This is a genomic window from Flavobacterium pygoscelis (assembly GCF_023162025.1).
GTDB classification, from domain to species: Bacteria; Bacteroidota; Bacteroidia; order Flavobacteriales; family Flavobacteriaceae; genus Flavobacterium; species Flavobacterium pygoscelis.
Genome location: NZ_JALNUB010000007.1, coordinates 40,578 through 67,165 on the forward strand (window position 1 = coordinate 40,578; position 26,588 = coordinate 67,165).

Annotated in this window: 26 protein-coding genes; 12 read left to right on the plus strand and 14 right to left on the minus strand. The window is 31.2% G+C overall.

Going from position 1 to position 26,588, the window contains the following annotated elements:
- Positions 1-2: 2 nt before the first annotated feature.
- On the plus strand, positions 3-740 hold the full coding sequence (gene bla, locus MW871_RS11905) for a BlaB/IND/MUS family subclass B1 metallo-beta-lactamase (RefSeq protein WP_248428746.1): 738 nt from the start codon (positions 3-5) through the stop codon (positions 738-740).
- Between the two features lie 119 nt (positions 741-859).
- The gene (locus tag MW871_RS11910) at positions 860-1,405 is read left to right on the plus strand and encodes a DUF1697 domain-containing protein (protein ID WP_248428747.1); all 546 of its coding nucleotides are present in this window, start codon (positions 860-862) and stop codon (positions 1,403-1,405) included.
- A gap of 135 nt (positions 1,406-1,540) precedes the next feature.
- On the opposite strand, the gene MW871_RS11915 is transcribed toward MW871_RS11910, so the two are convergent.
- A complete protein-coding gene (locus tag MW871_RS11915; protein ID WP_248428750.1) occupies positions 1,541-2,278 on the minus strand; it encodes a Dph6-related ATP pyrophosphatase in 738 nt (245 codons plus the stop codon).
- A gap of 101 nt (positions 2,279-2,379) precedes the next feature.
- On the opposite strand from MW871_RS11915, the gene MW871_RS11920 reads away from it, so the two are divergent.
- The 3 genes from MW871_RS11920 (at position 2,380) to MW871_RS11930 (ending at position 6,573) form a co-directional block, all read left to right on the plus strand.
- On the plus strand, positions 2,380-4,443 hold the full coding sequence (locus tag MW871_RS11920; protein ID WP_248428751.1) for a M1 family metallopeptidase: 2,064 nt from the start codon (positions 2,380-2,382) through the stop codon (positions 4,441-4,443).
- A gap of 32 nt (positions 4,444-4,475) precedes the next feature.
- Entirely contained in the window at positions 4,476-5,375 is a 900-nt protein-coding gene (locus MW871_RS11925; protein WP_188051043.1) for a patatin-like phospholipase family protein, read from the plus strand.
- A 67-nt stretch (positions 5,376-5,442) separates the two neighbouring features.
- Positions 5,443-6,573: a serine hydrolase gene (locus MW871_RS11930; RefSeq protein ID WP_248428753.1), complete on the plus strand. Its 1,131-nt coding sequence runs from the start codon at positions 5,443-5,445 to the stop codon at positions 6,571-6,573.
- Positions 6,574-6,601: 28 nt separating this feature from the next.
- On the opposite strand, the gene MW871_RS11935 is transcribed toward MW871_RS11930, so the two are convergent.
- Positions 6,602-7,123: a DUF7935 family protein gene (locus MW871_RS11935; RefSeq protein ID WP_210646585.1), complete on the minus strand. Its 522-nt coding sequence runs from the start codon at positions 7,121-7,123 to the stop codon at positions 6,602-6,604.
- A 129-nt stretch (positions 7,124-7,252) separates the two neighbouring features.
- Between MW871_RS11935 and MW871_RS11940 the strand changes: the two genes are divergently transcribed.
- The 3 genes from MW871_RS11940 (at position 7,253) to MW871_RS11950 (ending at position 11,172) form a co-directional block, all read left to right on the plus strand.
- The gene (locus MW871_RS11940; protein WP_248428755.1) at positions 7,253-8,020 is read left to right on the plus strand and encodes a sulfite exporter TauE/SafE family protein; all 768 of its coding nucleotides are present in this window, start codon (positions 7,253-7,255) and stop codon (positions 8,018-8,020) included.
- 117 nt (positions 8,021-8,137) lie between these two features.
- A complete protein-coding gene (locus MW871_RS11945; RefSeq protein WP_248428757.1) occupies positions 8,138-10,471 on the plus strand; it encodes an ATP-dependent helicase in 2,334 nt (777 codons plus the stop codon).
- Between the two features lie 80 nt (positions 10,472-10,551).
- Entirely contained in the window at positions 10,552-11,172 is a 621-nt protein-coding gene (locus MW871_RS11950; RefSeq protein ID WP_188051039.1) for an L-threonylcarbamoyladenylate synthase, read from the plus strand.
- 282 nt (positions 11,173-11,454) lie between these two features.
- Here MW871_RS11950 and MW871_RS11955 read toward each other — a convergent pair whose 3' ends face one another.
- From MW871_RS11955 to MW871_RS11965, 3 genes are read right to left on the minus strand one after another with little or no spacing between them, the layout of a single operon-like run.
- Complete coding sequence (locus MW871_RS11955; RefSeq protein WP_188051038.1) at positions 11,455-12,288, minus strand: OmpA/MotB family protein; 834 nt, start codon at positions 12,286-12,288, stop codon at positions 11,455-11,457.
- A 44-nt stretch (positions 12,289-12,332) separates the two neighbouring features.
- Complete coding sequence (locus MW871_RS11960) at positions 12,333-13,334, minus strand: glycosyltransferase family 2 protein (RefSeq protein ID WP_248428758.1); 1,002 nt, start codon at positions 13,332-13,334, stop codon at positions 12,333-12,335.
- Between the two features lie 12 nt (positions 13,335-13,346).
- Positions 13,347-13,796 (minus strand): type I restriction enzyme HsdR N-terminal domain-containing protein, encoded by a 450-nt coding sequence (locus tag MW871_RS11965; RefSeq protein WP_188051036.1) that lies wholly within the window; start codon positions 13,794-13,796, stop codon positions 13,347-13,349.
- Between the two features lie 92 nt (positions 13,797-13,888).
- Here MW871_RS11965 and holA point away from each other — a divergent pair, with 92 nt between their 5' ends.
- The 3 genes from holA to ettA all read left to right on the plus strand — a co-directional run bounded on the left by holA (position 13,889) and on the right by ettA (position 16,915).
- The gene (gene holA, locus MW871_RS11970; RefSeq protein ID WP_210646582.1) at positions 13,889-14,893 is read left to right on the plus strand and encodes a DNA polymerase III subunit delta; all 1,005 of its coding nucleotides are present in this window, start codon (positions 13,889-13,891) and stop codon (positions 14,891-14,893) included.
- Between the two features lie 74 nt (positions 14,894-14,967).
- Positions 14,968-15,150, plus strand: coding sequence for a CAL67264 family membrane protein (locus MW871_RS11975; protein WP_188051034.1), 183 nt, complete (start codon positions 14,968-14,970; stop codon positions 15,148-15,150).
- Between the two features lie 70 nt (positions 15,151-15,220).
- Positions 15,221-16,915, plus strand: coding sequence for an energy-dependent translational throttle protein EttA (ettA, locus tag MW871_RS11980; protein ID WP_248428759.1), 1,695 nt, complete (start codon positions 15,221-15,223; stop codon positions 16,913-16,915).
- Positions 16,916-16,977: 62 nt separating this feature from the next.
- On the opposite strand, the gene MW871_RS16340 is transcribed toward ettA, so the two are convergent.
- The 4 genes from MW871_RS16340 to MW871_RS11995 form a co-directional block, all read right to left on the minus strand.
- A complete protein-coding gene (locus tag MW871_RS16340; protein WP_255462892.1) occupies positions 16,978-17,103 on the minus strand; it encodes a hypothetical protein in 126 nt (41 codons plus the stop codon).
- A gap of 79 nt (positions 17,104-17,182) precedes the next feature.
- Entirely contained in the window at positions 17,183-17,596 is a 414-nt protein-coding gene (locus MW871_RS11985) for a thiol-disulfide oxidoreductase DCC family protein (RefSeq protein WP_248428760.1), read from the minus strand.
- Complete coding sequence (locus tag MW871_RS11990) at positions 17,574-18,785, minus strand: carboxypeptidase-like regulatory domain-containing protein (RefSeq protein WP_248428761.1); 1,212 nt, start codon at positions 18,783-18,785, stop codon at positions 17,574-17,576. The genes MW871_RS11985 and MW871_RS11990 overlap by 23 nt, the downstream gene beginning before the upstream one ends.
- Before the next feature lie 125 nt (positions 18,786-18,910).
- On the minus strand, positions 18,911-21,076 hold the full coding sequence (locus tag MW871_RS11995) for an endonuclease MutS2 (RefSeq protein ID WP_248428762.1): 2,166 nt from the start codon (positions 21,074-21,076) through the stop codon (positions 18,911-18,913).
- 170 nt (positions 21,077-21,246) lie between these two features.
- Here MW871_RS11995 and MW871_RS12000 point away from each other — a divergent pair, with 170 nt between their 5' ends.
- Entirely contained in the window at positions 21,247-21,924 is a 678-nt protein-coding gene (locus tag MW871_RS12000; RefSeq protein ID WP_248428763.1) for a uracil-DNA glycosylase, read from the plus strand.
- Between the two features lie 174 nt (positions 21,925-22,098).
- Here MW871_RS12000 and MW871_RS12005 read toward each other — a convergent pair whose 3' ends face one another.
- From MW871_RS12005 to porX, 5 genes are all read right to left on the minus strand, one after another.
- Positions 22,099-22,482, minus strand: coding sequence for a DUF4258 domain-containing protein (locus tag MW871_RS12005; protein WP_188051028.1), 384 nt, complete (start codon positions 22,480-22,482; stop codon positions 22,099-22,101).
- Between the two features lie 36 nt (positions 22,483-22,518).
- Positions 22,519-23,718, minus strand: coding sequence for an alanine dehydrogenase (locus MW871_RS12010; RefSeq protein ID WP_248428764.1), 1,200 nt, complete (start codon positions 23,716-23,718; stop codon positions 22,519-22,521).
- A gap of 93 nt (positions 23,719-23,811) precedes the next feature.
- Positions 23,812-24,285, minus strand: coding sequence for a GNAT family N-acetyltransferase (locus MW871_RS12015; RefSeq protein ID WP_248428765.1), 474 nt, complete (start codon positions 24,283-24,285; stop codon positions 23,812-23,814).
- Positions 24,286-24,296: 11 nt separating this feature from the next.
- Positions 24,297-24,704 (minus strand): tRNA (adenosine(37)-N6)-threonylcarbamoyltransferase complex ATPase subunit type 1 TsaE, encoded by a 408-nt coding sequence (gene tsaE, locus MW871_RS12020; protein WP_248428766.1) that lies wholly within the window; start codon positions 24,702-24,704, stop codon positions 24,297-24,299.
- 103 nt (positions 24,705-24,807) lie between these two features.
- Positions 24,808-26,361: a T9SS response regulator signal transducer PorX gene (gene porX, locus MW871_RS12025; RefSeq protein WP_188051024.1), complete on the minus strand. Its 1,554-nt coding sequence runs from the start codon at positions 26,359-26,361 to the stop codon at positions 24,808-24,810.
- Positions 26,362-26,588: the final 227 nt, after the last annotated feature.

A 26,588-nucleotide genomic window follows, 5' to 3' on the forward strand; every position in this document is an offset into this window, starting at 1 on the left:
ATATGAAAATAAAAATTAGTAAACTTATTATTTTTATGCTTTTAAGTACAATTGCAATTGGACAAACCATCAAAAATGAACTTAAAATAACACAAGTTACTCCTAATTTTTATGTTTATAGTAGTTATAAAATGTTTGGAACAAAGAAACAAGATGCAAATGCAATGTACGTAGTGACTTCCAAAGGTGTCGTTATTTTTGATTCTCCTTGGGATGATTTTTCATATCAATCGTTGTTGGACAGTATTGAATTGCGACATCATAAAAAAGTAATTCTGGCAATTGCAACACATTCTCATGAAGACAGAACTTCTGGATTTGATTTTTATAAACAAAACGGAATTAAAACTTACACAACCAAATTAACTGATAAGATTTCAATAAAGAAAAAGCAACCGAGAGCTCAATTTTTAATGAGTAAAGACACCATTTTTAATGTTGGTGATACAAGTTTCGAAACCTATTTTGCTGGTGCAGGACATACAAAGGACAACATTGTGATTTGGTTTAATAAAGAGAAAATTTTGTACGGTGGGTGCTTAGTCAAAAGTATTGACGCTCCCGATTTAGAATATGTAGGCGAAGCTAATATTAAAGAATGGCCCAAAACGATTCGCAAGGTACAGTCGAAATTTCAAAATCCGAACTACATTATCACTGGGCACCATGATTGGACAAGTTTAAGAGTTTTAGATCATACCTTAGATTTGTTAAAACTGTATAACAACAAAAGTAAATAAATTTCATAATTCCTATTTTTTAAAACAAGAGAATTCTAAATAAATATTAAAATAGCACTTAGAATTGCTTAGTAATTTGCCAAGAAACACAATATCTTTGCAGCAATAAAATTTATAAAATGAAAACTCATCTGGCTTTACTTCGTGGTATCAATGTTTCTGGTCACAGTATGATAAAAATGGAAGCATTAAAAACAACTTTAGAAGCTATTGGTTTTCAGAATGTAGCTACCTATATTCAGTCTGGAAATGTTTTTGTAGATACCGAAGAGGAAAATTCTGCCGCAGTTGGATTTAAAATAAAGCAAGAAATTTTCAAAATTTTCGGTCATGAAGTTCCAGTTGTTGTTATTGGTAAAGAAGATTTGGAAGCTTGTTTTAAAAATAATATTTTCTTGAAAGAGAAAGATTTAGATCCTAAAAAATTATATGTGGCTTTTATTTCGACTACTTTGTCTAGTACTAGTATAAATGATTTGAGAATTAGTCAATTTAAACCCGATGAAGCCAGTATTGATGGCAATAAAATTTTTATTAAATATGCTGTTGGAGCAGGTAAGACACGTTTTGATCAGAAATACATCGAGAAAAAGTTAAATGTAATCGCTACGATTCGAAATTGGAATACGGTTACACAGTTGCTTAAAATGTATGAGGAGAGATAAAACTTTTTTTTCTTTTATGATACTTTGTCACACTGGAAGCATATCAATTACGTTGCTCTAGAATGTTGGTACGCTACAAGCGTGAAAAAGTAGCAATGAAAAGTTTTAAAATTATTGACACCGCATAATTTAAACTTATTTTGGAATTAAATCACAATACCAAAATCCATAATCAAAAGCATCAGATTTATTGGTATCGCAAGCTGTATTTGAAGAATCTTGTTGTTTTGGTTTTTCATATTTGCGATATACAATTTCTCCAATCTCAAAATTAATTGGTTTAGAAAAAATAGGTCCATCAAAAGTAAAGGTATGAAACTCTCCATTTTCGCCACAGACATCTACATTTTCTGGTAAATCATTAATGAAATCCTGATCAATCACACGACCCACAAAACTTTTATCTAAATAACGTTCGTTCACACAAACAACAATAGTTTTAAAATTTAATGCAATAAATTCTTGAATTAAGGTGGTTGTAGGAATTTGCCAAAGCGGAAAAAGAGCCTCAAAACCTATTTTGGCTAACTGATCTTCTCTGTATTTGCGTAAATCTTCTAACAAAATATCTCCAAAAATGGAATGTGTGACCCCTTGGTTTTTTAACTTGGTTAATGTTTCAGTCATTACATTTTCATACACTTCCATTGTCGGCATTTCTGGAATTTGCATAATTTCTAGCGGTAATTCTAGACTTTCTGCTTGTTGTTTTAGCAGTTCAACACGCACACCATGCATAGAAATACGCTGAAACTCTTGGTTGACACTTGTGAGTAAACAAGTGATTTCAAATTCAGAATTTTGTAGTACTTTGTACAATGCTAAAGCAGAATCTTTTCCGCTACTCCAATTAAATACAGCTTTTGTTTTCAATATAAATGTATTGTGGTTTTTTGATTGGTAAACTTACGTTATTCCATTTATTATTTAATTAAATCATTGTAACTTTGATTTTTTAGTATAAAATTACCTTTATGAAATACTTTTTTCTTCTCTTCACTTCTTTTATTTTTTCGCAACAAACTCAATTTGTTGATTTTAAATCGGTTTTAGGAAAAATTCACATAAATCCAACAGAGAGAATTGTTTTAGGGGAAGTGCAATATGATTTTGTAGTATTAAAAACAATTGATACTATTAAAATTGATGCACAAAACATGACTTTTTCTAATTTAAAACTCAATGGAAAAGAAGTTAATTTTAGAAATACTCAAAAGGAATTACAAATTATTTTCCCATTTAAAAAAGGAAAAAATAGCTTAAATTTTACGTATTCGGCAATGCCAAAGCAAACGCTCTATTTTGTTGGATCGACAGATAAAGACAATCTGCAAATTTGGACACAAGGTCAAGGAAAGTATACCAGTCATTGGTTTCCTAGTTTTGATGATGTGAATGAAAAAGTGATTTTTAATTTGAATATTGTATTTAGAAATGATTATCAAGTGATTTCTAATGGAGAATTAGAAGCTAGGGAGAGATCAATGGAAAATACTATTTGGAAATATCGAATGGAAAAACCAATGAGTTCTTATTTGTTGATGCTGGCTATCGGAAAATATGAAAAACAAATACAATTTTCTAATTCTGGAATACCTTTAGAAATGTACTACGAACCTGCAGATAAATCTAAATTTGAACCTACTTATCGTCATTCTAAAACGATGTTTGATTTCCTTGAAAAAGAAATAGGAGTTAAGTATCCTTGGAAAATTTACAAGCAGACTCCGGTTCGAGATTTTTTATATGCAGGAATGGAAAATACATCAGCTACTTTGTTTTCGACGCGTTATGTAGTCGATTCGATAGGTTTTGAAGATCGAAGTTATACCAATGTAAATGCACATGAATTGGCGCATCAATGGTTTGGTGATTTGGTTACGGCAGAAAGTAGTAAGCAACATTGGCTACAAGAAGGTTTTGCGACTTATTATGCTTTATTAGCAGAGAAAGAAGTTTATGGCGATGATTATTTTTATTGCAAATTATACGAATCTGCTCAACAACTTAAATTTGCTTCTCGTACCGATACCATTCCAGTTTTGAATGCCAAAGCAAGTTCCTTAACTTTCTATGAAAAGGGCGCTTGGGCATTATTTGTTTTGAAAGAATCCATCGGTGAAAAAAACTTTAAAAAAGCTGTTAAAGCCTATTTGAAAAAGCACTCTTTTAAATCTGTAAATACGGAAGATTTTTTTGCTGAAATAAAAAAAGTATCGTCTTTTGATTTAAATAATTTTAGTAAAGTTTGGCTTGAATCAAGTACTTTTAATACGCTTGAAGCCAATGCTTTATTAGAAAAAAATAAGGCAGCTAAATTATTTTTACAAGTCGATCAGTTAAGAAGTAAATCTCTAGCAGAAAAAAATGATTTCTTTGTTCAAGTTATGCAATCGGACGTTTATTTTGCAGTAAAAGAAGCTATTTTAAACCAAATTAAAAATGAAAATTTTGATGCTAAAAAGCAATTGCTTCAGTTGGCTTTACAGTCTAATATTGTACAAATTCGTCAAGCAGTAGCGGTTAATTTAAATAAAATTCCAGAACATTTCAGACAAGAATATGAAAGTTTACTAACTGATAAATCCTATCAAACTCAGGAAATTGCATTATTCAGATTATGGAATAATTTTCCGGAACAGCGTTTTAAATATTTAGATCTATCAAAAGATTGGGTTGGATTTAATGATTACAATTTAAGAAATTTGTGGTTGTCTTTGGCACTAACAACTCCAAATTATCTTTCGAATAAAGAAGAATTAATTAAGGAATTAATAGGATATTCATCTCTGAACTTTGAGGCTACTACTCGACAAAATGCATTACAAAATCTGATCGCTTTCAATTTAGTAAATGATACCGTTTTGCAAAATTTAGTAAATGCAACCACACATCACATGTGGCAATTTTCTAAATTTGGACGTGATACTATTAGAAAATTATTAAAGAATAAAGAAATGAGGCTCTCTTTTGAAAGAATTCTACCCAATTTAAACGAAAGTGAAAAATTTCAGTTGAAAAGATTGTTAATTGAGTAGTAACAAATAGGATTGGTTATAAAATTTAATTTATGAGAGCATTAGTGATTTCAGGAGGCGGAAGTAAAGGTGCATTTGCAGGTGGAGTGGCGCAATATCTATTAGAAATAGAAAAAAATAAATATGATATTTTTATAGGAACGTCTACTGGAAGTTTACTAATTCCGCACTTAGCATTGGGAAATATTGATAAAATTCATCGGATTTATACCAATGTTGATATGAAGAAAATCTTTAATGTAAATCCATTTGTAATAAAAAGGAAAAAGGGCAAAGACATTGTTACCATCAATCATTTTAATGTCATTTGGCAATATCTTAAGGGGAAGCGAACCTTTGGTGAAAGCAAAAGGTTGTTGGGTTATATAAAGAAAAATTTCAGTGTTTCAGATTTTAACGAATTAAAGCTTTTGAAAACAGATGTTGTAATAACTGTTACTAATCTTTCTAAAAATGCTGCGGAATACAAATCAATTCAGGAATGTACTTATGAGGAGTTTTGTGAATGGGTTTGGATTTCTAGCAATTACATTCCTTTTATGAGTTTGGTTACTAAGAATAATGATGAATATGGAGATGGTGGTTTTTCAAGTTTAGTACCTATTCGAGAAGCTATTAATCGCGGTGCTACAGAAATTGATGTAGTAATTCTAGAAACTGAAATTAATTTAGAAAAAGCAATTGTTGGTAAAAATCCGTTTTCATTGATGATCGACTTATTTAGAATTGCTTTAGACCAAGTAGAAAAACATGATATAGCAATAGGAAAACTGATGGCAAACAATAATAATGTAAAACTTAATTTATATTATACTCCAATTAAACTAACCAACAATGCGCTTATTTTTAATAAAAAAGTTATGAAAGAGTGGTGGAATCAAGGGTATGAATACGCACAAAACAAGTCGCAATTAATGAGCGATAATAGATAATAATATTTACATCAATTAGGATTTAATATTTTATGTAAAGAGATAATTTTAATTAAATTAATCTATTATGTTTTCAATAAAAAAATATATTTCTTATGTTTTTATACTTTTAGTAAGCAGTTGTTCTACCAAGAAAAACGCTTTGCAAATTGCATTAGCATCTGAAAATCCAAAAATAAAAACTGTTATGAATAATCCAGAACCACATGAAATTCAGATTATTTATACCGAAATTTTGAGGGATAAAGAAGGTAAAGTTTCTTTTAAGGATTTTAGCTATAATTTAAATTCCAAAAATTATTTTTATCCGGCTAGTACTGTCAAATTTCCTATTGCCGTATTAGCTTTAGAAAAACTGAATACAATTCCAAATACTGATCTTAATACAACTTATACTATTGAAGGAAGTGCTGAAAAATTACAATTTTCTGAAGAGATATCGAAAGTTTTTGCCGTGAGTGATAATGTGGCAAGTACCAATCTCCTTGATTTTCTAGGTTTTGATTATGTAAATTTAAAAATGAAAGAAAAAGGATTATACCCATTTAGTCTTAGCCATCGGCTTTCTGGTACAGATCCTACTAATCCTGAGTTTCCTGCAATAACACTATATAAATCGGATAATACAGTAGTTAACATTCCTTCAAAACGGAATCAAATTCCTGATGCACTATCGCTACATAGCATTCAGAAAGGAAACGCATATCGAGATTCTAAAAATAAACTAATAAACGAACCTTTTGATTTTTCTAAAAAAAACTATTACCCATTAGAAACTTTACATAATACGTTAAAAAGGATTGTTTTTCCAGAAGTATTTAAAAAAGAGGAACGCTTTATAATATCTGAAAAAGACAGGCAATTTATTCTTTATTCCATGCAAAATTTGCCAAAAAATGCAGGATTTGATCCTAATGAATTCTTTGATGGATATTACAAATTTTTTATGTTTGGTGATACAAAAGAAAATATTCCTTCCTCAATAAAAATTTATAATAAAGTAGGCAATGCCTATGGAACTATGATTGATTGTGCTTATATTGTAGATTCAGAAAACAAGGTCGAATTTATGTTATCTGCCACAATTTTAGCCAATAAAAATGGTATTTATAATGATAATATTTATGAATATGATAGTATTAGTTTGCCTTTTTTAGCTGAGTTAGGCCGCCAATTGTATGCTATAAATAAACATTAATTTTTATAATTAAATGATTTTCTAATATTTACCAAAGCTGACTTACTTCATTTTTTAAGAATGATAGTGCTGTAGTACTTGGAGCATGTTTTTCCATTAGATCACCAATAACCATTTCTCTTAAAGTATCTGCATTTGTTACTTTTTCATTTTTTGTAGTCAACCGAATCATTTGTATTGTGGCATTTTTTGCTGTAATTACAATAGACCAACATTCTTCAGATACATAAATCTGTTGGGATAAATTATGCTCAAATTCTTGTTCAATTTGCGCTATAACAAAATTTTGATAATCTGTTTTATCTTCAGAAATTGGATTGATTCTGACCATTAATTGAGAAGGGTTTATGCGTTCCATAAGTAAAGTTAACCTTTCATAAGCTTGTAATCTTAGCGGTAAAATTGATGGTTGATTGTCTTTTTGTAACAGCCATCGTTTGGTGTTTTGTTGTTCTTTAAAATATGAATTTAATAAAAAATACGCTACAGCACCTGTTATTATTGATGGTAAAGAATAGGCGATTATTTCAATGATTTTTGTAGAATCCATGCTTTTATAATTTTAAGGAGCAAAAATATACTTTTTAGATTATAAATCAAGTTGATTTAATTAGCAATAAATGAATTCGAATAGTAATTTTACGTTTTGTATTAAAAAATAATAATATTTACTATCTAAATGGAAACTTACGTATTGGTTTTACTGTGTTTAGCCGCTTTTGCTGCTGGTTTTATAGATGCGATAGTTGGCGGAGGCGGACTCATACAAACTCCAATGGGATTAATTTTGTTGCCTAATCTTCCTGTATCTACTGTAATTGGAACTTTAAAAATTCCGGCTTTTAGCGGAACTTCAGTTGCTGCTTATCAATATTTGAAAAAGGTCGATATGAATTGGAAATTACTGAGTATTATGATGATTTTAGCATTTCCATCAGCATTTTTAGGATCTACTTTATTAACGTATGTGAGCAATGATTTCATGAAACCATTACTATTAATTGTGCTGTCATTTTTGGTGATTTATACTTATGCAAAAAAGAACTTTGGTCAACATGTAGAAAAGCATCACACGCCTAGAACACAAATCTTTAATGCAGTCGCAATTAGTTTTATAGTTGGTTTGTATGATGGTTTTATTGGCCCAGGAACGGGTAGTTTTCTTGTAGTTGCTTTTATCGCTATCATGGGATTTGACTTTTTACATGCTTCAGCAAATGCTAAAATGGTTAATTTATCGACCAATTTTGGTTCTATTTGTCTTTTTATCTTAAAAGGAAAAATTATTTGGTTTATTGCTTTACCCATGGCTGCAAGTAATGCAGTAGGAGGTTGGATTGGAGCAAAATTAGCTATAAACAAAGGCAACAGTTTTATCCGAATTTTCTTTTTAGTAGTTGTAATTGGTACTTTAATTCGTTTTGCCTACGATGTCTTTTTTAAATAATTAGTAAGAAATATTTCTTTTAAAGTAGTGAAATTTTGTAAGGAGTCATTGTTCCTTTTTGATACTTAAAACCTCAATCAAAATCGCTATTTTTGTACAACAAAATTAAAATTTCACATGCATAAATATATCGATCAACTTAACGAAGCACAACGTGAACCCGTTTTACAAAAAGACGGTCCTATGATAATTATTGCAGGAGCAGGTTCTGGAAAAACTCGAGTGTTGACAATTAGAATTGCTTATTTAATGCATCAAGGCATAGATGCTTTTAGTATTTTATCGCTAACATTTACCAATAAGGCGGCACGAGAAATGAAAAAGCGTATCTCTGATATTGTTGGTGCAAGCGAGGCTAAAAATTTGTGGATGGGTACATTTCACTCTGTTTTTGCTCGAATACTTCGTTCAGAAGCAGAACATTTAGGCTATCCTTCCAATTTTACTATCTATGACTCACAAGATTCTCTGCGTGCTATTTCTGGTATTATCAAAGAAATGCAGCTGGATAGAGATGTGTATAAACCCAAACAAGTTTTAAGCAGAATCTCTAATTTTAAAAATAGTTTGATTACTGTAAAGGCTTATTTTAACGATCCAGAATTGCAAGAAGCCGATGCGATGTCTAAAAAACCTCGTATGGGCGAAATTTATCAGAATTATGTAGACCGTTGTTTTAAATCGGGCGCTATGGATTTTGATGATTTATTAATGAAAACGAACGAATTACTAACTCGATTTCCAGAAGTTTTAGCCAAATATCAAAACCGTTTCCGCTATATATTAGTTGATGAGTACCAAGATACGAATCATTCTCAATACCTTATAGTTCGTGCTTTATCTGATAAATTTCAGAATATATGCGTGGTAGGAGATGATGCGCAAAGTATTTATGCTTTTCGTGGCGCCAATATTAATAACATATTGAATTTCCAAAAAGATTATGAAGGCGTACAAACCTATAGATTAGAACAAAATTATCGTTCTACAAAAAATATAGTAGAAGCAGCGAATACAATTATTGATAAAAATAAAGTCAAACTGGATAAAATTGTTTGGACAGCCAATGATTTTGGACCAAAAATAAAAGTTCATCGCAGTTTAACCGATAATGAAGAAGGACGTTTTGTAGCTAGCACCATTTGGGAACAAAAAATGCAAAATCAATTGCATAATGGTGCTTTTGCTATTTTATATCGTACCAATGCTCAATCGCGAGCTATGGAAGATGCCTTAAGGAAAAGAGATATTCCTTATCGAATTTACGGTGGACTTTCTTTTTATCAAAGAAAAGAAGTAAAAGATGTCTTGTGCTATTTAAGGCTAGTCATTAATCCGAAAGATGAGGAAGCTTTAATGCGTGTGATCAATTATCCAGCACGTGGAATTGGAAATACAACGATCGAAAAATTGACCATTGCCGCTAATCACTACAAACGATCTATGTTTGAAGTAATGCAAAATATCGAACGAATTGATTTAAAATTAAACTCAGGAACCAAGCAAAAATTATTGGATTTTGTAACCATGATTCAGAGTTTTCAGGCCATTAATGAAAATCAAGATGCTTTTTATCTAGCCGATCATGTAGCTAAGAAAACAGGTTTGGTTCAAGAATTAAAAAAGGATGCAACTCCTGAGGGAATGGCAAAGATTCAAAACATTGAAGAATTACTAAATGGAATAAAGGACTTTACAGAAGGTCAAATCGAAGTGGATGGTGCAAGAGGAGCCTTGTCAGAGTTTATGGAAGATGTGGCTTTAGCTACTGATTTAGATAAAGATACTAGCGATGAAGATCGTGTGGCATTAATGACTATTCACTTGGCTAAAGGTTTAGAATTTCCTCATGTTTTTGTTGTAGGCATGGAGGAAGATTTGTTTCCTAGTGCGATGAGTATGAGTACAAGAAGCGAATTAGAAGAAGAGCGTAGATTATTTTACGTGGCATTGACTCGTGCTGAACATCAAGCCTATTTAACCTATTCACAATCGCGTTACCGCTGGGGAAAACTAACGGATAGTGAGCCGTCTCGTTTTATCGAAGAAATTGACAGTCAATATTTAGAATACATGACGCCTCCTGAAAATAATTATCGATACAAGCCGATGATTGATAGTGATATTTTTGGAGACGTAGATAAGTCTAAATTGCGTTTAGCAAAACCAATCGGAGGGACACCACCAAAGGCACCTACAAGTATTGAGCAAAAATCAGAAATAAATGTACGCAAGTTAAAGCCTGTTTCAAGTAATGCTGCAGCTGGAAGTGCTAATTTATTTGACAATAAATTGGTTGCAGGTAATATTGTTATGCACGAGCGATTTGGCAAAGGCCAAGTTGTGAATTTGGAAGGAGTAGGAGCAGATAAAAAAGCAGAAATTAAATTTGAAGTGGGAGGTATCAAAAAATTGTTGTTGCGTTTTGCAAAGTTAGATATTATTGGATAAAAATCAGTTTTGTTATAACCTCTCAAGCTTCTTAAATAGAATAATTTGAATGGTAAATAAAACATTAAAGAAAAAATAAAATGGCAGAATTTATAAAAATATACGAAAACAAACCCAATGAAGCGGCTATAGCCAAAGTAGTTAAGGTTTTAAAAGATGGTGGTTTAATTATTTATCCAACCGATACAGTATATGGTTTAGGGTGTGATATTACAAATACTAAAGCATTAGAGCGCATTGCTAAAATCAAAGGAATTAAACTAGAGAAGGCAAATTTCTCTTTTATTTGTCACGATCTTAGTAATTTATCTGATTATGTAAGGCAAATTGATACTGCTACTTTTAAGATATTAAAAAGAGCTTTGCCAGGACCTTACACGTTTATTTTACCAGGGAATAATAATTTACCTAAAGAATTTAAAAAGAAGACTACTGTTGGTATCAGGGTTCCAAATAATTCAATAGCGCTAGAGATCGTTAAGTTGTTAGGAAATCCGATTGTTTCTACATCAATACGTGATGAGGATGATGTAATAGAATACACCACTGATCCTGAGCTTATATTTGAAAAATGGCAGAATCTTGTAGATCTTGTCATTGATGGTGGTTATGGAGATAATGTAGGATCTACCATAATTGATCTGTCAGGTGATGAGCCAATTGTAGTGAGAGAAGGTAAAGGAGATTTAGACGTTTTATAAATAGCATTATTTGGCAAATAAACTATTAAAATCAACTAAGATTTAGTATGTTTACCAATAAATATTTACTTAGTAAGTTAAAAATAGTAGTATCTTATTCTTAATTGTATTTAATTGGTTGTTAAAGAAAAATTAAGAATAGGTAAAAGCAGGTCATTTGACCTGCTTTTTTTGTTTCTCCCTGAGTATAGAGTCATATATTTTCTTAACCAAAAAGGATAAAATTCATAGATAAAAAAAAACGCCTCAAATATGAGGCGTTTTTTTATCTATATCCGAAGATTATTTTTGTTGTTTTTTCATTTCTTTTTCAATCATATCGTAAAATTGATCGATTTTAGGTAATACAACAATACGAGTTCTTCTGTTACGTGCTCTGTTTTCTGCAGTGTCATTAGATACTAAAGGAATGTAAGAACTTCTTCCAGCTGCAATTAATTGTTCTGGTTTAACACCTAATTGATTCGTTAATACACGAATAATAGAAGTAGAACGTTTTACACTTAAATCCCAGTTGTCTAATAAAATTCCTGATCCATTGTAAGGAACATTATCCGTATGTCCTTCAACCATACATTCAAAATCAGGTTTGTCATTTACTACTTTTGCAACTTTTGCTAAAACAGCTTTTGCTTTATCTGTTACATCATAACTTCCTGTTTTAAAAAGTAATTTGTCAGCAATTGAGATAAAAACAACTCCTTTTTCAACATTAATTTCGATATCTGGATCCGAAATACCTACTGAGCTTTTTAAACTTGTAACTAAGGCAAGAGTAACACTATCTTTTTTAGTTAATGCGTCTTGCATTCTACTAATTTTTAAATCTTTCTCTTTGATAGATTCTAAAGCTTTTTCAATATTTTCAGCACCTTTAGTAGTTAAGATAGTCATATCTTTAGAAGTACTAATTAAGGTTTGATTTTGTTCTTTCAATCCATCAACTCTAGCTGCAAGACCTGCTTTTTCTTCTAAGCAAGAATTTAATTTTACAGTAGCTGTATTAAGTAAGTCTTGAGTTTCTTTATTTCTAGCTTCTAAATCAGTATATTTCTTCTTGGAAACACACGAAGTTAAAAGAGCCATAACTGATAAGGCGATTACGATTTTTTTCATAAATTTAGTTTATAGTGTTAATTACAAAGTTACTTTTTTATATTCTATTTAATTCTAAATAAATCGTTAAATGAAATAACTTTCCTAATGTAATAAGAGTAAACGATACTTTTCACTTTATAGTATTGCTGTTGTTGAAAATTATTTCTTTTTTTATAATAGACAGCAAAAAAACCATAAAAAGACCAATGCGCTTTTAGTATTGCCCATAAATGTTTTGGTTTTCCTTTGCATAAAAATTGCAAGCCTGCAACTCCGTCTAACAGCATACGTACTAATAAAATGGTATATAATTTCTCTTTTGGAAGGTTTTTTGTCAGCATTAGTAAGGAATTCCTAAAGTTCAAAAAAGTCTTCATCGGGTTTCCTTGTTGTAATGTAGCACCTCCAACGTGATAAACGACAGATTCTGAATTGTATTTTATTTTATACCCTTCATTTATAGCACGCCAGCATAAATCTATTTCTTCTTGATGTGCAAAAAACTCACCATCAAAACCATTTAATTTTTTATAAACTTGACTTCTAATAAAAAAACAGGCTCCAGAAGCCCAGAAAATCTCACAATTGTCATCGTATTGTCCGTTGTCTTTTTCTAAAGTATCAAAAATTCTACCACGGCAAAAAGGATATCCATATTGATCAATAAAACCACCTGCTGCTCCTGCATATTCAAAATATTCTTTACTTTTATAATCAAGAATTTTAGGCTGAATTATAGCCGTATTCAATTCGGCTTCAAAAGTTTTAATAATGGGATCAAGCCAGTTTTTAGTTACTTCAATATCAGAGTTTACTAAAGCATAAACATCTGCATCAATACATTTTAATGCTTCATTATAACCACTGGCAAAGCCTAAGTTGCTTTCGTTTTTTACAATTTTAATCGAGGGATAAAAAGCTTTTACATAAGAATTAGAATCATCAGTAGAGGCATTGTCAACCACGTATATTGTTGCTTCAGGAGAATATTCAACTATGGATGGAAGAAATTTTTCCAGCAACAACATTCCATTCCAATTTAGTATAACAACTGCTATTTTCATTTCAAAATTTGATTATTGGATTTGATAAATTGGTAATTCAGTAAGAAACTGATATTTTTCATTTTCAAAATCCATTTGACAAAAGTAATGATTCAATCCGTTAGTCACCATCAAAAACTGAGCTTTCATTGTCATGTTATAGCGAGCAATTTGGTCAAAAGTAGCCTGAGCAATTTTAATTTCTGGCGCTTTACATTCAATTAAAATGAAAATAGAACCATCAGAATTAAAAACCACAACATCGTATCTTTTGCGTAAGCCATTGACCTTTAAAACCTTCTCGACATTGATGAGCGATTTTGGATATTTTTTCTCCTCCAATAAAAATTGGATTACATGCTGACGTACCCATTCTTCGGGAGTGAGTATGATAAATTTTTTCCTGATTTCATCAAAAATAGACACTTTATTTTCGCTATTTTTGAAACGAAATTTATAACTGGAAAAATTTAACTGCTGCATTAAGCAAAAGTATAAAATAAGATTTAAAGATTAAAGTTTAATCTTTGCCAAGGTTCAAAGCAGATGAAAATTGGAAATTGAAAGCAAAAAAAATGGATGAAGTACTAAAAATTGTAAATGATATAAAAAGTGGGAACATCAAGCCCATTTATTTCTTAATGGGAGAAGAGCCCTATTATATTGATAAATTATCTGATTATATCGAGGAAAAAGTACTTACTGAAGAAGAAAAAGGCTTTAATCAAACTGTTTTGTACGGACGAGATGTATCAATAGAAGATATTATTTCGACAGCCAAACGCTATCCAATGATGGCCGAGAGACAAGTAGTAATTGTCAAAGAAGCGCAGGATTTAATTAGAACTATTGACAAGCTAGAAGCTTATGCCGAAAATCCTATGGCATCAACAGTTTTAGTATTTTGCTACAAATATAAGACCTTAGATAAGAGAAAAAAATTAACTAAGGTTTTAGCCAAAACAGGTGTTGTTTTTGAAAGTAAAAAGCTCTATGAAAATCAAGTAGGAGATTGGATCAAACGTGTTTTGTCAAGCAAAAAATACGCCATTGAGCCTAAAGCAACTGCAATGTTAGTAGAGTTCTTAGGAACAGATTTAAGTAAAATAAATAATGAACTTCAAAAACTACAAATTATTTTGCCAGTCGGAAGTACTATTTCTCCAAAGGATATAGAAGAGAACATTGGCTTTAGTAAGGATTTTAATGTTTTTGAATTACGCAAAGCTTTAGGAGAAAAAAACCAACTAAAAGCGTATACCATAGCTGAAAATTTTGCTCAAAATCCAAAAGATAATCCATTGGTAGTCACAACCAGTTTAGTTTTTGGATTTTTTATTCAACTGCTAAAGTACCATGGATTAAAAGATCGAAATCCCAAGAATGTAGCGGCTGTAATTGGTGTTAATCCCTTTTTTTTAAAAGAATATGATGTGGCTTTAAAGAATTATCCAATGAAAAAAGTTAGCCAGATTGTAACTGCATTGAGAGATATCGACATAAAGAGTAAAGGAGTAGGTGCTAACGCATTGTCTCAATCTGATTTATTAAGAGAAATGCTTTATAAAATATTTAATTAAAGGGTAAAAATTACCGATATTTGCAAATCCGTTTCGAAGTATCGAAATTTGGATAAAATTAAAATACCACATTTATGGGAATGAATAAGAATACGATATTAGGTTGGGCAACCTTAATAATGATTTTAATGGGATTACTATTAATTGGTTTAGGAGCTTTTCGCTACAGGGAAGTTTCTGGATGGGGATTTGTGGCCGTAGGAGTTGGCTTTTTAGCTAATGCTTGGGTTTTTAGTTCTCTTAAAGGAAGACTTTAGTACAGATTTGTTTCCTTGTCTAAATTGAGGTAACTTTAAAAATAAACAAAAAAAACTTTAAATAAGAATTATGGCAGACGATAAAAAAGTGATATTCTCAATGTCAAAATTGAGTAAAACCTATCAAGGTGCAGATAAACCTGTACTAAAAAACATCTACTTGAGTTTCTTTTATGGAGCTAAGATTGGTATTTTAGGTTTAAATGGTTCTGGAAAATCTTCTTTACTAAAAATTATTGCTGGTGTTGACAAAAATTATCAAGGTGATGTTGTTTTTGCACCAGGATATACAGTAGGATATTTAGAGCAAGAGCCAATTTTAGATGATACTAAAACGGTTATAGAGATTGTACGTGAAGGAGTTGCTGAAACTATGGCAGTTCTGGATGAGTTCAACAAAATAAATGACAGTTTTGGTTTGCCAGAAGTGTATGAAGATGCTGATAAAATGGAGCAGTTGATGGATCGTCAGGCACTTTTGCAAGATAAAATTGATGCATTAGGAGCTTGGGAAATCGATACTAAATTAGAAATTGCTATGGATGCGTTACGTACTCCAGAAGGTGATACTCCAATTAAAAATTTATCAGGTGGTGAGCGCCGTCGTGTCGCTTTATGTCGTTTGTTATTGCAACAACCTGATGTATTGCTTTTAGATGAGCCTACGAATCACTTGGATGCAGAAAGTGTACTTTGGTTAGAGCAACACTTAGCACAATATGCGGGAACTGTAATCGCTGTAACGCACGATAGATACTTCTTGGATAATGTTGCTGGTTGGATTTTAGAGTTAGACAGAGGTGAAGGAATTCCGTGGAAAGGGAATTATAGCTCTTGGTTAGACCAAAAATCGAGCAGAATGGCGCTTGAAGAAAAAGTAGCTTCAAAACGTAGAAAAAATTTGGAACGCGAGTTGGATTGGGTACGCCAAGGAGCTAAAGGACGTCAAATCAAACAAAAAGCGCGTTTACAGAACTACGATAAATTACTAAACGAAGATCAAAAACAATTGGATGAAAATCTTGAGATTTACATTCCAAATGGTCCACGTTTAGGAACAAATGTAATTGAAGCTAAAAATGTTGCTAAAGGTTTTGGTGAAAAATTATTATATGATAATTTGAATTTTACTTTACCACAGGCTGGAATTGTTGGAATTATTGGACCAAATGGTGCTGGTAAATCGACTATTTTCAAAATGATTATGGGTGAAGAAAAACCAGATTCTGGTGAATTCTTGATTGGTGATACAGTGAAAATTGCTTATGTAGATCAAGCGCACTCTAACATTAATCCTGACAAATCAATTTGGGAGAATTTTGCAGATGGTCAGGAATTGATTATGATGGGAGGCAAACAAGTGAATTCTAGAGCATATTTATCTCGTTTTAATTTTGGTGGTGGAGAACAAAACAAGAAAGTCTCTATGTTATCTGGTGGAGAACGCAACCGTTTGCATCTTGCCATGACTTTAAAAGAGGAAGGAAACGTATTGTTACTAGATGAGCCTACGAATGACTTGGATATTAATACGCTTCGTGCATTAGAAGAAGGTTTAGAGAGTTTTGCTGGTTGTGCAGTAGTTATTTCTCACGACAGATGGTTCTTAGATAGAATATGTACTCATATTTTAGCTTTTGAAGGAAACTCTGAAGTGTATTGTTTTGAAGGTGGTTTCTCTGAATATGAAGAGAATAAGAAAAAACGTCTTGGTGGTGATTTAACTCCAAAACGATTGAAATATAGAAAATTGATTAGAAGCTAAAATTCAATCATTTTCGAACAGCAAAGAGGATGTCTTAATAGGCATCCTCTTTTTTTATGCTGTTATTTTTTTTTGTCAGAATTCATCATAATTAAAACTGCCGCAACCAGTCCTACTATAACTAAACCAAATACGACAATCATTATAAATGTTCCGTTATCCCAAGTAAAAAGTGAAGTGTCTTTCATGTGTAAGTGAATTTAAAGATTGGTCAAATATATACTACTTAAAATATAAAAGTAATGATATTTATCATAAATTCATTTATTACAAAAATTTTGACTTTAACGATGGAGTTGGAATCATACAAGCCTCTTTTTTTCCATACAATTTATAACGATTTTTTGCAACATAATCGTATAAAGAATCAGTAAGTGATGTGGGTAAAAAAGAAAATATTGGGATTATAGAAAATAGTCCACCCAATTCTTTTGCAATTTCAAAAACAGCTTGTGATTTATGGTAATAGGCATATCCTGGTTGGTATAATATAATGCTACTTAACTTTTCACTACTAATTCCGAGATAATTACTTATTTCTTTTCCCGTATCAGATTGCAGTGATACAAATCTAAATACATCCTTCTTATCGTGCTTAATAATAAACTGTACCGCTGAGTCACAAAGATTGCAAACGCCATCAAAGAGAATGATTTTTTTATTTTGAGGAAGGTTTTGCATTTGATTTATAATTTAAATTTTGCACCGCTTGTGTAACATCAGCACCGCCCCATTCTACAAGAGTAAAACCCTTGCGCTGCGTTTTTACAAGTTTTTGTTCTGGAATCTCAGTCTTATTTTCTACAGCATAAAATTCCATAAAAACCCTAATAGAAGTTTCTGGTTTTGGATTTACAGCATTGGTTGAAAAAACATCATAATCTGAATTGCTGTAAAAATGAACAAAATTAGTTTCATTTTTTTCTAAAATAGGCAACCAATACTGGACAAAATCGTTTGTTTCGTAAGTATTCAAACCTAAAATTTCCAATTTTTCTATTAAAAAATTTGTCAAATCTTTTTTTGAAACTGTAAATCCAGTTTTATACTTATAATGTTCCTCAGAAAAAGTTTGTTTACCATCCCAAAAGAGAGAAGAATAAAAACGATTTGTTTTTTTATCGAAAATTTTTCCATCTGGATAAGCCGTTAATTGCCAATTTGATTCATATTTTGGAAAAGTAGTTGATAAAATACCATTAAAATTAAATGAAAAGGTAATATCTGTTTTTGCAGTAGGATAAAGATAAACAACTGGTTTCTTAATCATTATTTCAGAATTAGTATTGACTTTCTTTAAAACTACATTCTGAATTGTTTGATTGTTAACAATAATTTGTTGAGATTCATAACCTGTTAAAGAAAAATTCAAAACGTCTTCATTTGATGATCTTATTGAGTAATTCCCATTACTATCTGAATAGTAAGCTTCCTTTTTGGTAAGATTTGAAATCACTACAGTTGCCAAGGGATTGACATCTTTATCAGAAATCAAACCAGAAATTATAATTTTATAATTATTTTTTTCAAATTTAATTGCGCTATTCTTTTTAATCAATTGTTCAAGTTTCTTATTATCAGAATTTTTAAGAGTTATTTCTACAATTCCATTTTCACCTTTTTGTCCATATTTTTGAATCTCGGATTGTTTTTTAAGCACTACAATACCTTCTATGTCTTCAGGTTTGATAGATGAAATCACAGCGTAATCCTCTATGGTAATTCCATTTACAATATATAGAGGATTTTTTTCTTTTTCTTTCAATTTAGAAAATAGAATCTTTGCATTATTTGTAACTTCCTCTAATTTGTTGTTTTGTGCATTTGTAATACCAATACAGAGTAATAATAGAATATTTATAATTTTCATAAAATAATTTGGTTTAAAATCTCAAAGCTAAATTAATATAAAATACGTAATAAAAATCTTATTTTAAATTGTTTCTGATTTAAAATAAATACATATCATCAATTTAAATTTCTTTCTAATTTAAATTACTTTTTAACCGCTTCAACTAATTCTAAATCATCTAAACTTACTTTAGACATAAACATTCCGTAATTTACGTTTGCTTTATTTTTCTCGATAGTTTCAATACTTCCAACTGCTTTACCATCTAGCATACGTACTCGATCACCAACTTTTAAAATGTGTATAATTTTCTCAATGACAGGTTTAAGTTTCTTTTCTTTTTTTTCTTTTCTAATTTCTTCTACATGAACAGTCACTTCCTCAATAACTTCCTTTTTCTTGGCAACAATAGCTTTGGCCTCTTTAGGAGTTGCTTTTTTCCTTTTGGAATTTTCTATTTCGATAATTTTTAAAAATTCAGCGATGAGATCTTTTTTATTTTTGTTATTAAAATACTTCTCCGCTATATCTTCTATTTTATTACCAATGTAAATTGTTTTTTGGTTGCTGTCATACAACTCCTGATAACTTTCCAGTTTTTGTTTGATTTTGACATTAATAGTTTCCATTTTCTTGCCTTCTTCACGTGCTTTTGTTTCTTCTTCCTTTAGCGTTTGCGAAGTTTTTTCCATTTTAGAACGCTCTTTTTGTAAAGTAGCAATGGTTTTGTCAAAACGCACTTTTCCTACTTCTATCTTCTTTTTGGCGCGATTTATTAAGCCAAAAGGAATTCCGTTTTTCAGAGCTACTTCAAATGTAAATGAGCTTCCCGCTTGTCCTAATGCAAGTTTGTACATCGGTTCTAATGACTTTTCATCAAAAAGCATGTTGGCATTTGTGGCAAAAGGCAATTCGTTTGCTAAAATTTTTAGATTAGAATAATGGGTCGTTATAATCCCAAAAGCTTCTCTGTGATAAAACTCTTCTAAGAAAATTTCGGCTAATGCGCCTCCTAATTCTGGGTCAGAACCCGTACCAAATTCATCAATTAGGAACATTGTTTTTCTATTGCACTTCTTTAAGAAGTAGTTCATGTTCTTTAATCGATAACTATAGGTACTTAAATGATTTTCAATAGATTGATTGTCTCCAATATCTGTTAATATTCTATCAAACAAGAATGTTTCACTGCGTTCGTGAACCGGAATTAGCATTCCCGATTGCAACATCAATTGCAGCAATCCAACCGTTTTTAGCGATATCGTTTTTCCACCAGCATTAGGTCCAGAAATAACTATGATTCTATTTTCCTGAGCCAATTCAATAGTTTGCGGATGGGTAATTTCGTTTTTTTGTTTGTTATTCAAATACAAAATAGGATGGAAGGCTTCTCTGAAATACAAACGTCTATTATCGGTGATGTTGGGCAGGATTCCATTAATGCGATTTGCATATTTAGCTTTCGCAGCAATTACATCAATGTCACTCAAAAAATCTTGATAGTCAATCAGCAACTGTAAAAAAGGTCGAATTTGGTTCGTTAATTGCTTTAGGATTCTAGTAATTTCTTCTTTTTCTTCGTATTCTAAGTTGCTCAGTTCTCTCGAATAATTTAGTGTTGCTTCGGGTTCGATATACGCAATACTTCCTGTTTTAGAACTTCCTAAAATTGATCCTTTTACTTTGCGGCGATACATAGACAAAACTGCTAAAACTCTGCGATTTTGAACAAAGCTTTCTTTAATATCATCTAAATATCCAAGGGCATTGTATTGGGTAAGTGCCGTACCAAAACTCTGATTTACTTTACCGCGAACCGTATTCATATTCCTGCGAATATTTAATAAATCGGGTGAAGCGTTGTCTTTTATTTCACCATATTTATCAACGATTTCATCGGTCATGGTAATAATATCCTTTGTAAATTCGACTTGTAAAGCCCGTAAATTTAAATTAGGATAATAGTCTTCAAATTTTTTAAAATAACTCAATAAAAAATTAACGGTAGAGGATATTGTTGCTATTTTTCTAAAACTTCCTACTTCAAGAAAACTATCTTCAATGGCAAGAAATCTTATTTCATGCGTAATTGCATCAAAACCATGATTTGGAATGGCATTGTTGTTTTGGAAAGAAGACACATATTCTGATGTTTGCATTAAGGCCTTCATCAAAGTTTCCTTGTCTTTAAAAGGAGTTATTTCAAGTGCTTTTTGTTTTCCTATATCGGTATTACAAATTGCCGAAATCGTTTCTAGAACGGTTGGGAATTGTAAATCTTGTAATGTCTTTTCGGTGATGGATATCATTTATCTATAAAATTCTTTTCGACACAAAAATAGTTAATAGTTAAGACTAATTAACAGTCATTCACAAAGAATTAAAGAATGTTTATTGTGGTTTTTTTAAGTGAAATATTATCTTCTCTTATTACTTCTCAGCCATTACTCTGTGTATCTTTGTAACATAACAATTATTTATGCAAACGAATCTTAATCCAGAATGGCAAACTATTTTGTCAAACGAAATACAGAAGCCTTACTTTGCTGACTTAATGGAAAGTGTGGCTGAAGAATACAAGACAAATATTTGTTTTCCGCCAAAAGAATTAATTTTTTCGGCTTTTGATTATTGTAGTTTTAAAGATTTAAAAGTGGTTATTATTGGTCAAGACCCCTATCATGGAAATGGCGAAGCAAATGGTTTGTGCTTTTCAGTAAATGATACTGTTCGTATTCCGCCTTCTCTGAGAAATATTAATCGGGAACTGAGTGATGATTTGGGAACGATTTTTTTGCCTACTTCAGGCAATTTAGAAGATTGGGCGAAGCAAGGAATTTTGCTTTTGAACGCTTCGTTGACGGTAAGAAAAGACACTCCAAATAGTCACAAACATTTAAAATGGAATCTTTTTACTGATGCTGTTATCGATCATATTTCTTCGAAAAAAGAAAATGTAGTGTTCTTACTTTGGGGCGCTTTTGCGCATAAAAAAGGACTTAAGATAGATAGAAACAAGCATTTAGTTTTAGAGTCTGGACATCCGTCGCCGATGAGCGCTAATCAAGGAAAGTGGTTTGGGAATAAACATTTTAGTAAAACGAATGCTTATTTAAAGCAAAATGGTAAAGAAACCATTAACTGGATTACGGAATAGTAATATTAGAAAGTAGACGTATCTATTTTATTCTAGATTGCGTGAGGGATTGAAGCTAGCTACCGAAGTAGCGCGTAAAGCCCGACAGTATAAAAAATAAGGGCTCCTCACAACAATGTAAGGAGCCCTTGTTTTTTATGGTGGCACGTCCAAATTAGAACTAAATCATTATATTTACTCTTTTTCTTTTTTGATTATATCATCTAAAACCGCTTTATTTTCATAATTGATGACCTTTAAAATAATTTCTTGGTTTTTGACTGTTTTACCTTCAATTACGTATAATTTTCCTTTTTTTACGATAACATTGCTTTCATCAAAAACGACATCGCCAAATTGCAAAGTATTTTTAATATCGGTAGTATCAATCCATTTTTCAGCTAGTATTTGAGATGCTTTTTCGGAATAATGAAAGGGCTTATTTCGTAGATCATTTAGAACTCTTGCGTTTGGAAAATAATTACAACGGGTATCTTTACCGCTAAAAACTAAAGAGACAAAAAACACTCCAATTACTAAACCTACTAAATAGTAAGCAAAACGATGTATAAATTTCATGAATTATATTTTTGGCAAAGGTAGCTGAAAGTTTCCTTAAAAAACAATTAAATTGATGTCGTTATTGGGCAAATCAAACCAGTCGCCAATGGCAGCATTTGTTAGAATTCCATGGTACATGTACACTCCATTTTTAAGTCCTTTATCAAAACGTATGGCAGTTTCAATTCCGCCATCATCAGCGATTTGTAATAGGTACGGCGATATAATATTACTGATGGAGAGCGAAGCCGTTTTTGAATATCGAGAAGGGATGTTGGGAACACAATAATGCAATACATTACTCTTGACAAAAGTCGGTTTTTCATGCGAGGTCACTTCTGAAGTCTCAAAACAGCCACCTGTATCGATGCTAACATCAACAATTACGGCACCATTTTTCATGTGTTCTACCATTGTTTCGGTTACAATTACAGGACATCTTTCTTTACCGCGCATCGCGCCAATGGCAACATCACAGCGTCTAAGTGCTTTTAATAAAGATTTCGGTTGTATGGTAGATGTAAAAATGCGTTGGTTTAAATTGTTTTGAAGACGTCGTAATTTGGTAATAGAATTATCAAAAACCTTTACTGTTGCACCCAAACCAATTGCTGTTTTTGCGGCAAATTCTCCTACGGTTCCTGCTCCTAAAATTACAACATCTGTAGGCGGAACTCCGGTAATATTGCCAAATAGCAATCCTTTTCCAAACTCATTTGTAATCATTAATTCAGCTGCAATAAGGATTGAGGCTGTTCCTGCTATTTCGCTTAAGGATTTAACGGCAGGATACGTGCCATCTTCATCTTTAATATATTCAAATGCTAATGCGGTAATTTTCTTTTTTGTTAAGGCTTCAAAATATTTTTTCTTCCGAGTCTTTAACTGAATAGCAGAGATTAAAATCGTTTGAGGATTCATCATGGCTATTTCTGCAGTTGTTGCTGGTTCGACTTTAAGAATCATTGGGCAACTAAAAACTTTTTTAGTGTCGTTCATGATTTCTGCCCCTGCATCAGAATATTCTTTATCAGTATAACTAGAGCTTAGTCCTGCACCAGATTCAATCATTACACGATGCCCGTGATAGGTAAGTGAATTTACAGCATCGGGTGTTAAACAAATGCGACGTTCTTGATGGCAGGTTTCTTTTGGAATACCAATAAAAAGTTCGCTTTTTTGTCTCGCCACTTCAAGTTTTTCTTCTTGAGGCAAAAGCTGCTGTTTGGTAAAAGGTGTGTTGGTAATTGGCATTAGCTCGTTATATTAGAGGTACAATTTACGTAAAAGTTTTATATAAGAATACAATAGTTTTGATGGAAGCGTGAATTTGTAAAACATCAAAAATTAAAAAATTATTTTCTGCATTTTGATATCCGCTCTTTCATAAATACCATGTTCTAATTCTATTTCTTCAAAACCATATTTTTTATACAAATGAATAGCGGGTATTAAGCGTCTATTTGAATATAAAATTAGTTTGGATATGTTATTTTCCTTGGCATAAGTCAAACAATATTCGATAAGTTTTTTTCCAATACCCAATCCATGAATTTTCTCTGTAATTGCCATTTTACTTAATTCGAAACAATCGTTGGTAACCTTTAATAAAGAAACAGTTCCTATAATTTGGTTCTTGTATTTGGCATAAAATATAAAGCCTCCTTTATCAATTATTTCAGCTTTTGGGTTTGATAACACAATTTCATCATTGGGTTCTACTTTAAAATATTTATTCAGCCATTCTAAATTAAGGGTTTTGATAGCGTCTTTTTCTTCTATAGTAAAAGGGATAATTTCTAAATTATTTTCAGAATTCATAATAGAATTTACTAATTTAAAGTTAGAGAGCGTTTTCCATCATCAAGTATAGAAATCGAGATCGTAGAGTGTGCTTCAGGAATTAAATTTGGAATCTTTTCTGCCCATTCGATAAAGCACCAATTTCCAGAATACAGATAATCATCAATTCCCATATCCAAAGCTTCTGTTTCTTGATTGAGTCTATAAAAATCAAAATGATAAACTAATTGATTATTTGTAGCTTCATATTCATTAACTAAAGAAAAGGTTGGACTACTAGTTGCAGATTTAACGCCTAGAACTTTACATAATTGTTTGATTAAAGTTGTTTTTCCAACGCCCATTTCTCCATGAAAAAGGATTACTTTATTGGGATTAGCACTAATTATTTTTTGAGCAACCTCTTCTAGTTGATCTATTACAAATTGAATTTCCATAGTTGTATTATTTCAATATTTCCTGTTGCAAAAATAAAATTAAATCTCCTAAAATCTTTATCAACCTAATGAAAATTCAATTTAGGAGATTTACTATTTCTATTTATTTTGGACTAAAAATCAAGCAAGGAATAATCATTTCCTCTAATGAAATTCCTCCATGTTGGTAGGTGTTTTTATAATAACTTACATAATGATTGTAATTATTAACATAAGCTAAAAACAAATCATTTTTTGCAAAAATATAGGAACTGCTCATATTTATGGCTGGCAAACCAATATTTTTTGGTTCTTTTACGGCATAAACATCTTTGTATTCATAAGTAAGACTTCGACCGGTTTTATAACGTAAGTTTAAACTGGTGTTTTTATCTCCTATTACTTTTGATGGATTTTTTACATTTATAGTACCGTGATCTGTGGTTAAAATTAATTTAAATCCTAATTTTTGAGCTTGTTGAATGATTTCTAACAAAGGCGAATTCTTAAACCAGCTTAACGTTAGAGAGCGATAAGCCTTATCATCAGAGGCTAATTCTTTGACTACATCCATTTCGGTTTTGGCATGAGAAAGCATATCGACAAAATTATAAACAACGGTAACAAGATCATTGTTTTTTAAAGCTTTAAAACCTTCTACAAGTTTTTTACCACCGGCAAGATTGGTTATTTTAAAATAATCTTCCTTGATATTTAATCCTAATCGTTTTAATTGTGCTGATAAAAATTCTGCTTCATATAAGTTTTTTCCACCTTCTTCCGGATCATTTTTCCAATATTGAGGAAACTGTTTCTCCATATCTATCGGCAATAGTCCAGAGAAAATAGCATTTCTAGCATATTGTGTAGCGGTTGGTAAAATAGAGTAGTAGGGAACTTCTTTTTCGAGTTTGTAATAATTAGCAACTACACTTTCAAAAGTCTTCCATTGATCGTATCTTAAATTATCAATTACGACAAATAAAATAGGTTTGTCTTTTTTCTTAAGTTCAGGAACAACCAATTCTTTGAATAAAGTATGCGATTGAATGGGTTTATCTGCTTTTGGAGCAAACCAATCTTCATAATTGCGTTCGATAAATTTACCAAATTGCGAATTGGCTTCTGCTTTTTGTGATTCTAGAATTTCAATCATGCCATGATCGTCTATATTCTCTAATTCCAACTCCCAAAAAATCAATTTTTTGTACATTTCAACCCAATCTTCATAGGAGTTGACTTGCGCCATTTCCATGGTGATTTTTCTAAATTCTTTCTGGTAATCTAAAGTTGTTTTTTGAGAAATCAATTTCGAGTGGTCTAAGTTTTTCTTTAAACTCAGCAAAATCTGATTTGGATTTACGGGTTTGATTAGATAATCAGCAATTTTAGAACCTATGGCTTCTTCCATAATATATTCTTCCTCACTTTTGGTAATCATTATCATTGGTATAGAAGATTTTTTCTCCTTCATCTCTGATAGGGTTTCTAAACCGCTCATTCCAGGCATATTTTCATCAAGAAAAACAACATCGAAGTTGTCTTCTTCAAAAATTGTAATCGCATCAAGACCGTTATTACAAGTAGTTACTTCGTAATTTTTCTTTTCTAGAAATAATATATGTGGTTTTAAAAGGTCGATTTCATCATCTACCCAAAGTATTTTTATTTTATCCATAAGTTGTCTAACAAGTGTTGTAATGTACTAAATCAAAGTGCCAAATTACATTTTTTTGTAGCTTCTATCTGCTAATATTATTATAATTTTTTAGGGATTTCTAATTGTTCACCATCATTTTGGAACCACTTTTAATTTTGTAAAATTTGATTTCATACACTTCGGTACTTGCAGTTTTATTATCTCAAATAACTAATCTTGCTTTTTTAAAAAAACTGCAACATAAA

Bases quoted from the DNA above. Each gene is read 5' to 3' on its own strand.
- MW871_RS16340 (WP_255462892.1), bottom strand. From the start codon at position 17,103: ATGAAAGACACTTCACTTTTTACTTGGGATAACGGAACATTTATAATG.
- MW871_RS11955 (WP_188051038.1), bottom strand. From the start codon at position 12,288: ATGAAAAAAATCGTAATCGCCTTATCAGTTATGGCTCTTTTAACTTCG.
- MW871_RS11975 (WP_188051034.1), top strand. From the start codon at position 14,968: ATGGGAATGAATAAGAATACGATATTAGGTTGGGCAACCTTAATAATG.
- MW871_RS11950 (WP_188051039.1), top strand. From the start codon at position 10,552: ATGGCAGAATTTATAAAAATATACGAAAACAAACCCAATGAAGCGGCT.
- MW871_RS11995 (WP_248428762.1), bottom strand. From the start codon at position 21,076: ATGATATCCATCACCGAAAAGACATTACAAGATTTACAATTCCCAACC.
- MW871_RS12000 (WP_248428763.1), top strand. From the start codon at position 21,247: ATGCAAACGAATCTTAATCCAGAATGGCAAACTATTTTGTCAAACGAA.
- MW871_RS12005 (WP_188051028.1), bottom strand. From the start codon at position 22,482: ATGAAATTTATACATCGTTTTGCTTACTATTTAGTAGGTTTAGTAATT.
- MW871_RS11990 (WP_248428761.1), bottom strand. From the start codon at position 18,785: ATGAAAATTATAAATATTCTATTATTACTCTGTATTGGTATTACAAAT.
- ettA (WP_248428759.1), top strand. From the start codon at position 15,221: ATGGCAGACGATAAAAAAGTGATATTCTCAATGTCAAAATTGAGTAAA.
- MW871_RS11925 (WP_188051043.1), top strand. From the start codon at position 4,476: ATGAGAGCATTAGTGATTTCAGGAGGCGGAAGTAAAGGTGCATTTGCA.
- MW871_RS11985 (WP_248428760.1), bottom strand. From the start codon at position 17,596: ATGCAAAACCTTCCTCAAAATAAAAAAATCATTCTCTTTGATGGCGTT.
- MW871_RS11920 (WP_248428751.1), top strand. From the start codon at position 2,380: ATGAAATACTTTTTTCTTCTCTTCACTTCTTTTATTTTTTCGCAACAA.
- MW871_RS11910 (WP_248428747.1), top strand. From the start codon at position 860: ATGAAAACTCATCTGGCTTTACTTCGTGGTATCAATGTTTCTGGTCAC.
- MW871_RS11940 (WP_248428755.1), top strand. From the start codon at position 7,253: ATGGAAACTTACGTATTGGTTTTACTGTGTTTAGCCGCTTTTGCTGCT.
- MW871_RS11965 (WP_188051036.1), bottom strand. From the start codon at position 13,796: ATGCAGCAGTTAAATTTTTCCAGTTATAAATTTCGTTTCAAAAATAGC.
- bla (WP_248428746.1), top strand. From the start codon at position 3: ATGAAAATAAAAATTAGTAAACTTATTATTTTTATGCTTTTAAGTACA.
- MW871_RS11960 (WP_248428758.1), bottom strand. From the start codon at position 13,334: ATGAAAATAGCAGTTGTTATACTAAATTGGAATGGAATGTTGTTGCTG.
- MW871_RS12015 (WP_248428765.1), bottom strand. From the start codon at position 24,285: ATGAATTCTGAAAATAATTTAGAAATTATCCCTTTTACTATAGAAGAA.
- tsaE (WP_248428766.1), bottom strand. From the start codon at position 24,704: ATGGAAATTCAATTTGTAATAGATCAACTAGAAGAGGTTGCTCAAAAA.
- MW871_RS11935 (WP_210646585.1), bottom strand. From the start codon at position 7,123: ATGGATTCTACAAAAATCATTGAAATAATCGCCTATTCTTTACCATCA.
- MW871_RS12010 (WP_248428764.1), bottom strand. From the start codon at position 23,718: ATGCCAATTACCAACACACCTTTTACCAAACAGCAGCTTTTGCCTCAA.
- MW871_RS11945 (WP_248428757.1), top strand. From the start codon at position 8,138: ATGCATAAATATATCGATCAACTTAACGAAGCACAACGTGAACCCGTT.
- MW871_RS11930 (WP_248428753.1), top strand. From the start codon at position 5,443: ATGTTTTCAATAAAAAAATATATTTCTTATGTTTTTATACTTTTAGTA.
- holA (WP_210646582.1), top strand. From the start codon at position 13,889: ATGGATGAAGTACTAAAAATTGTAAATGATATAAAAAGTGGGAACATC.
- porX (WP_188051024.1), bottom strand. From the start codon at position 26,361: ATGGATAAAATAAAAATACTTTGGGTAGATGATGAAATCGACCTTTTA.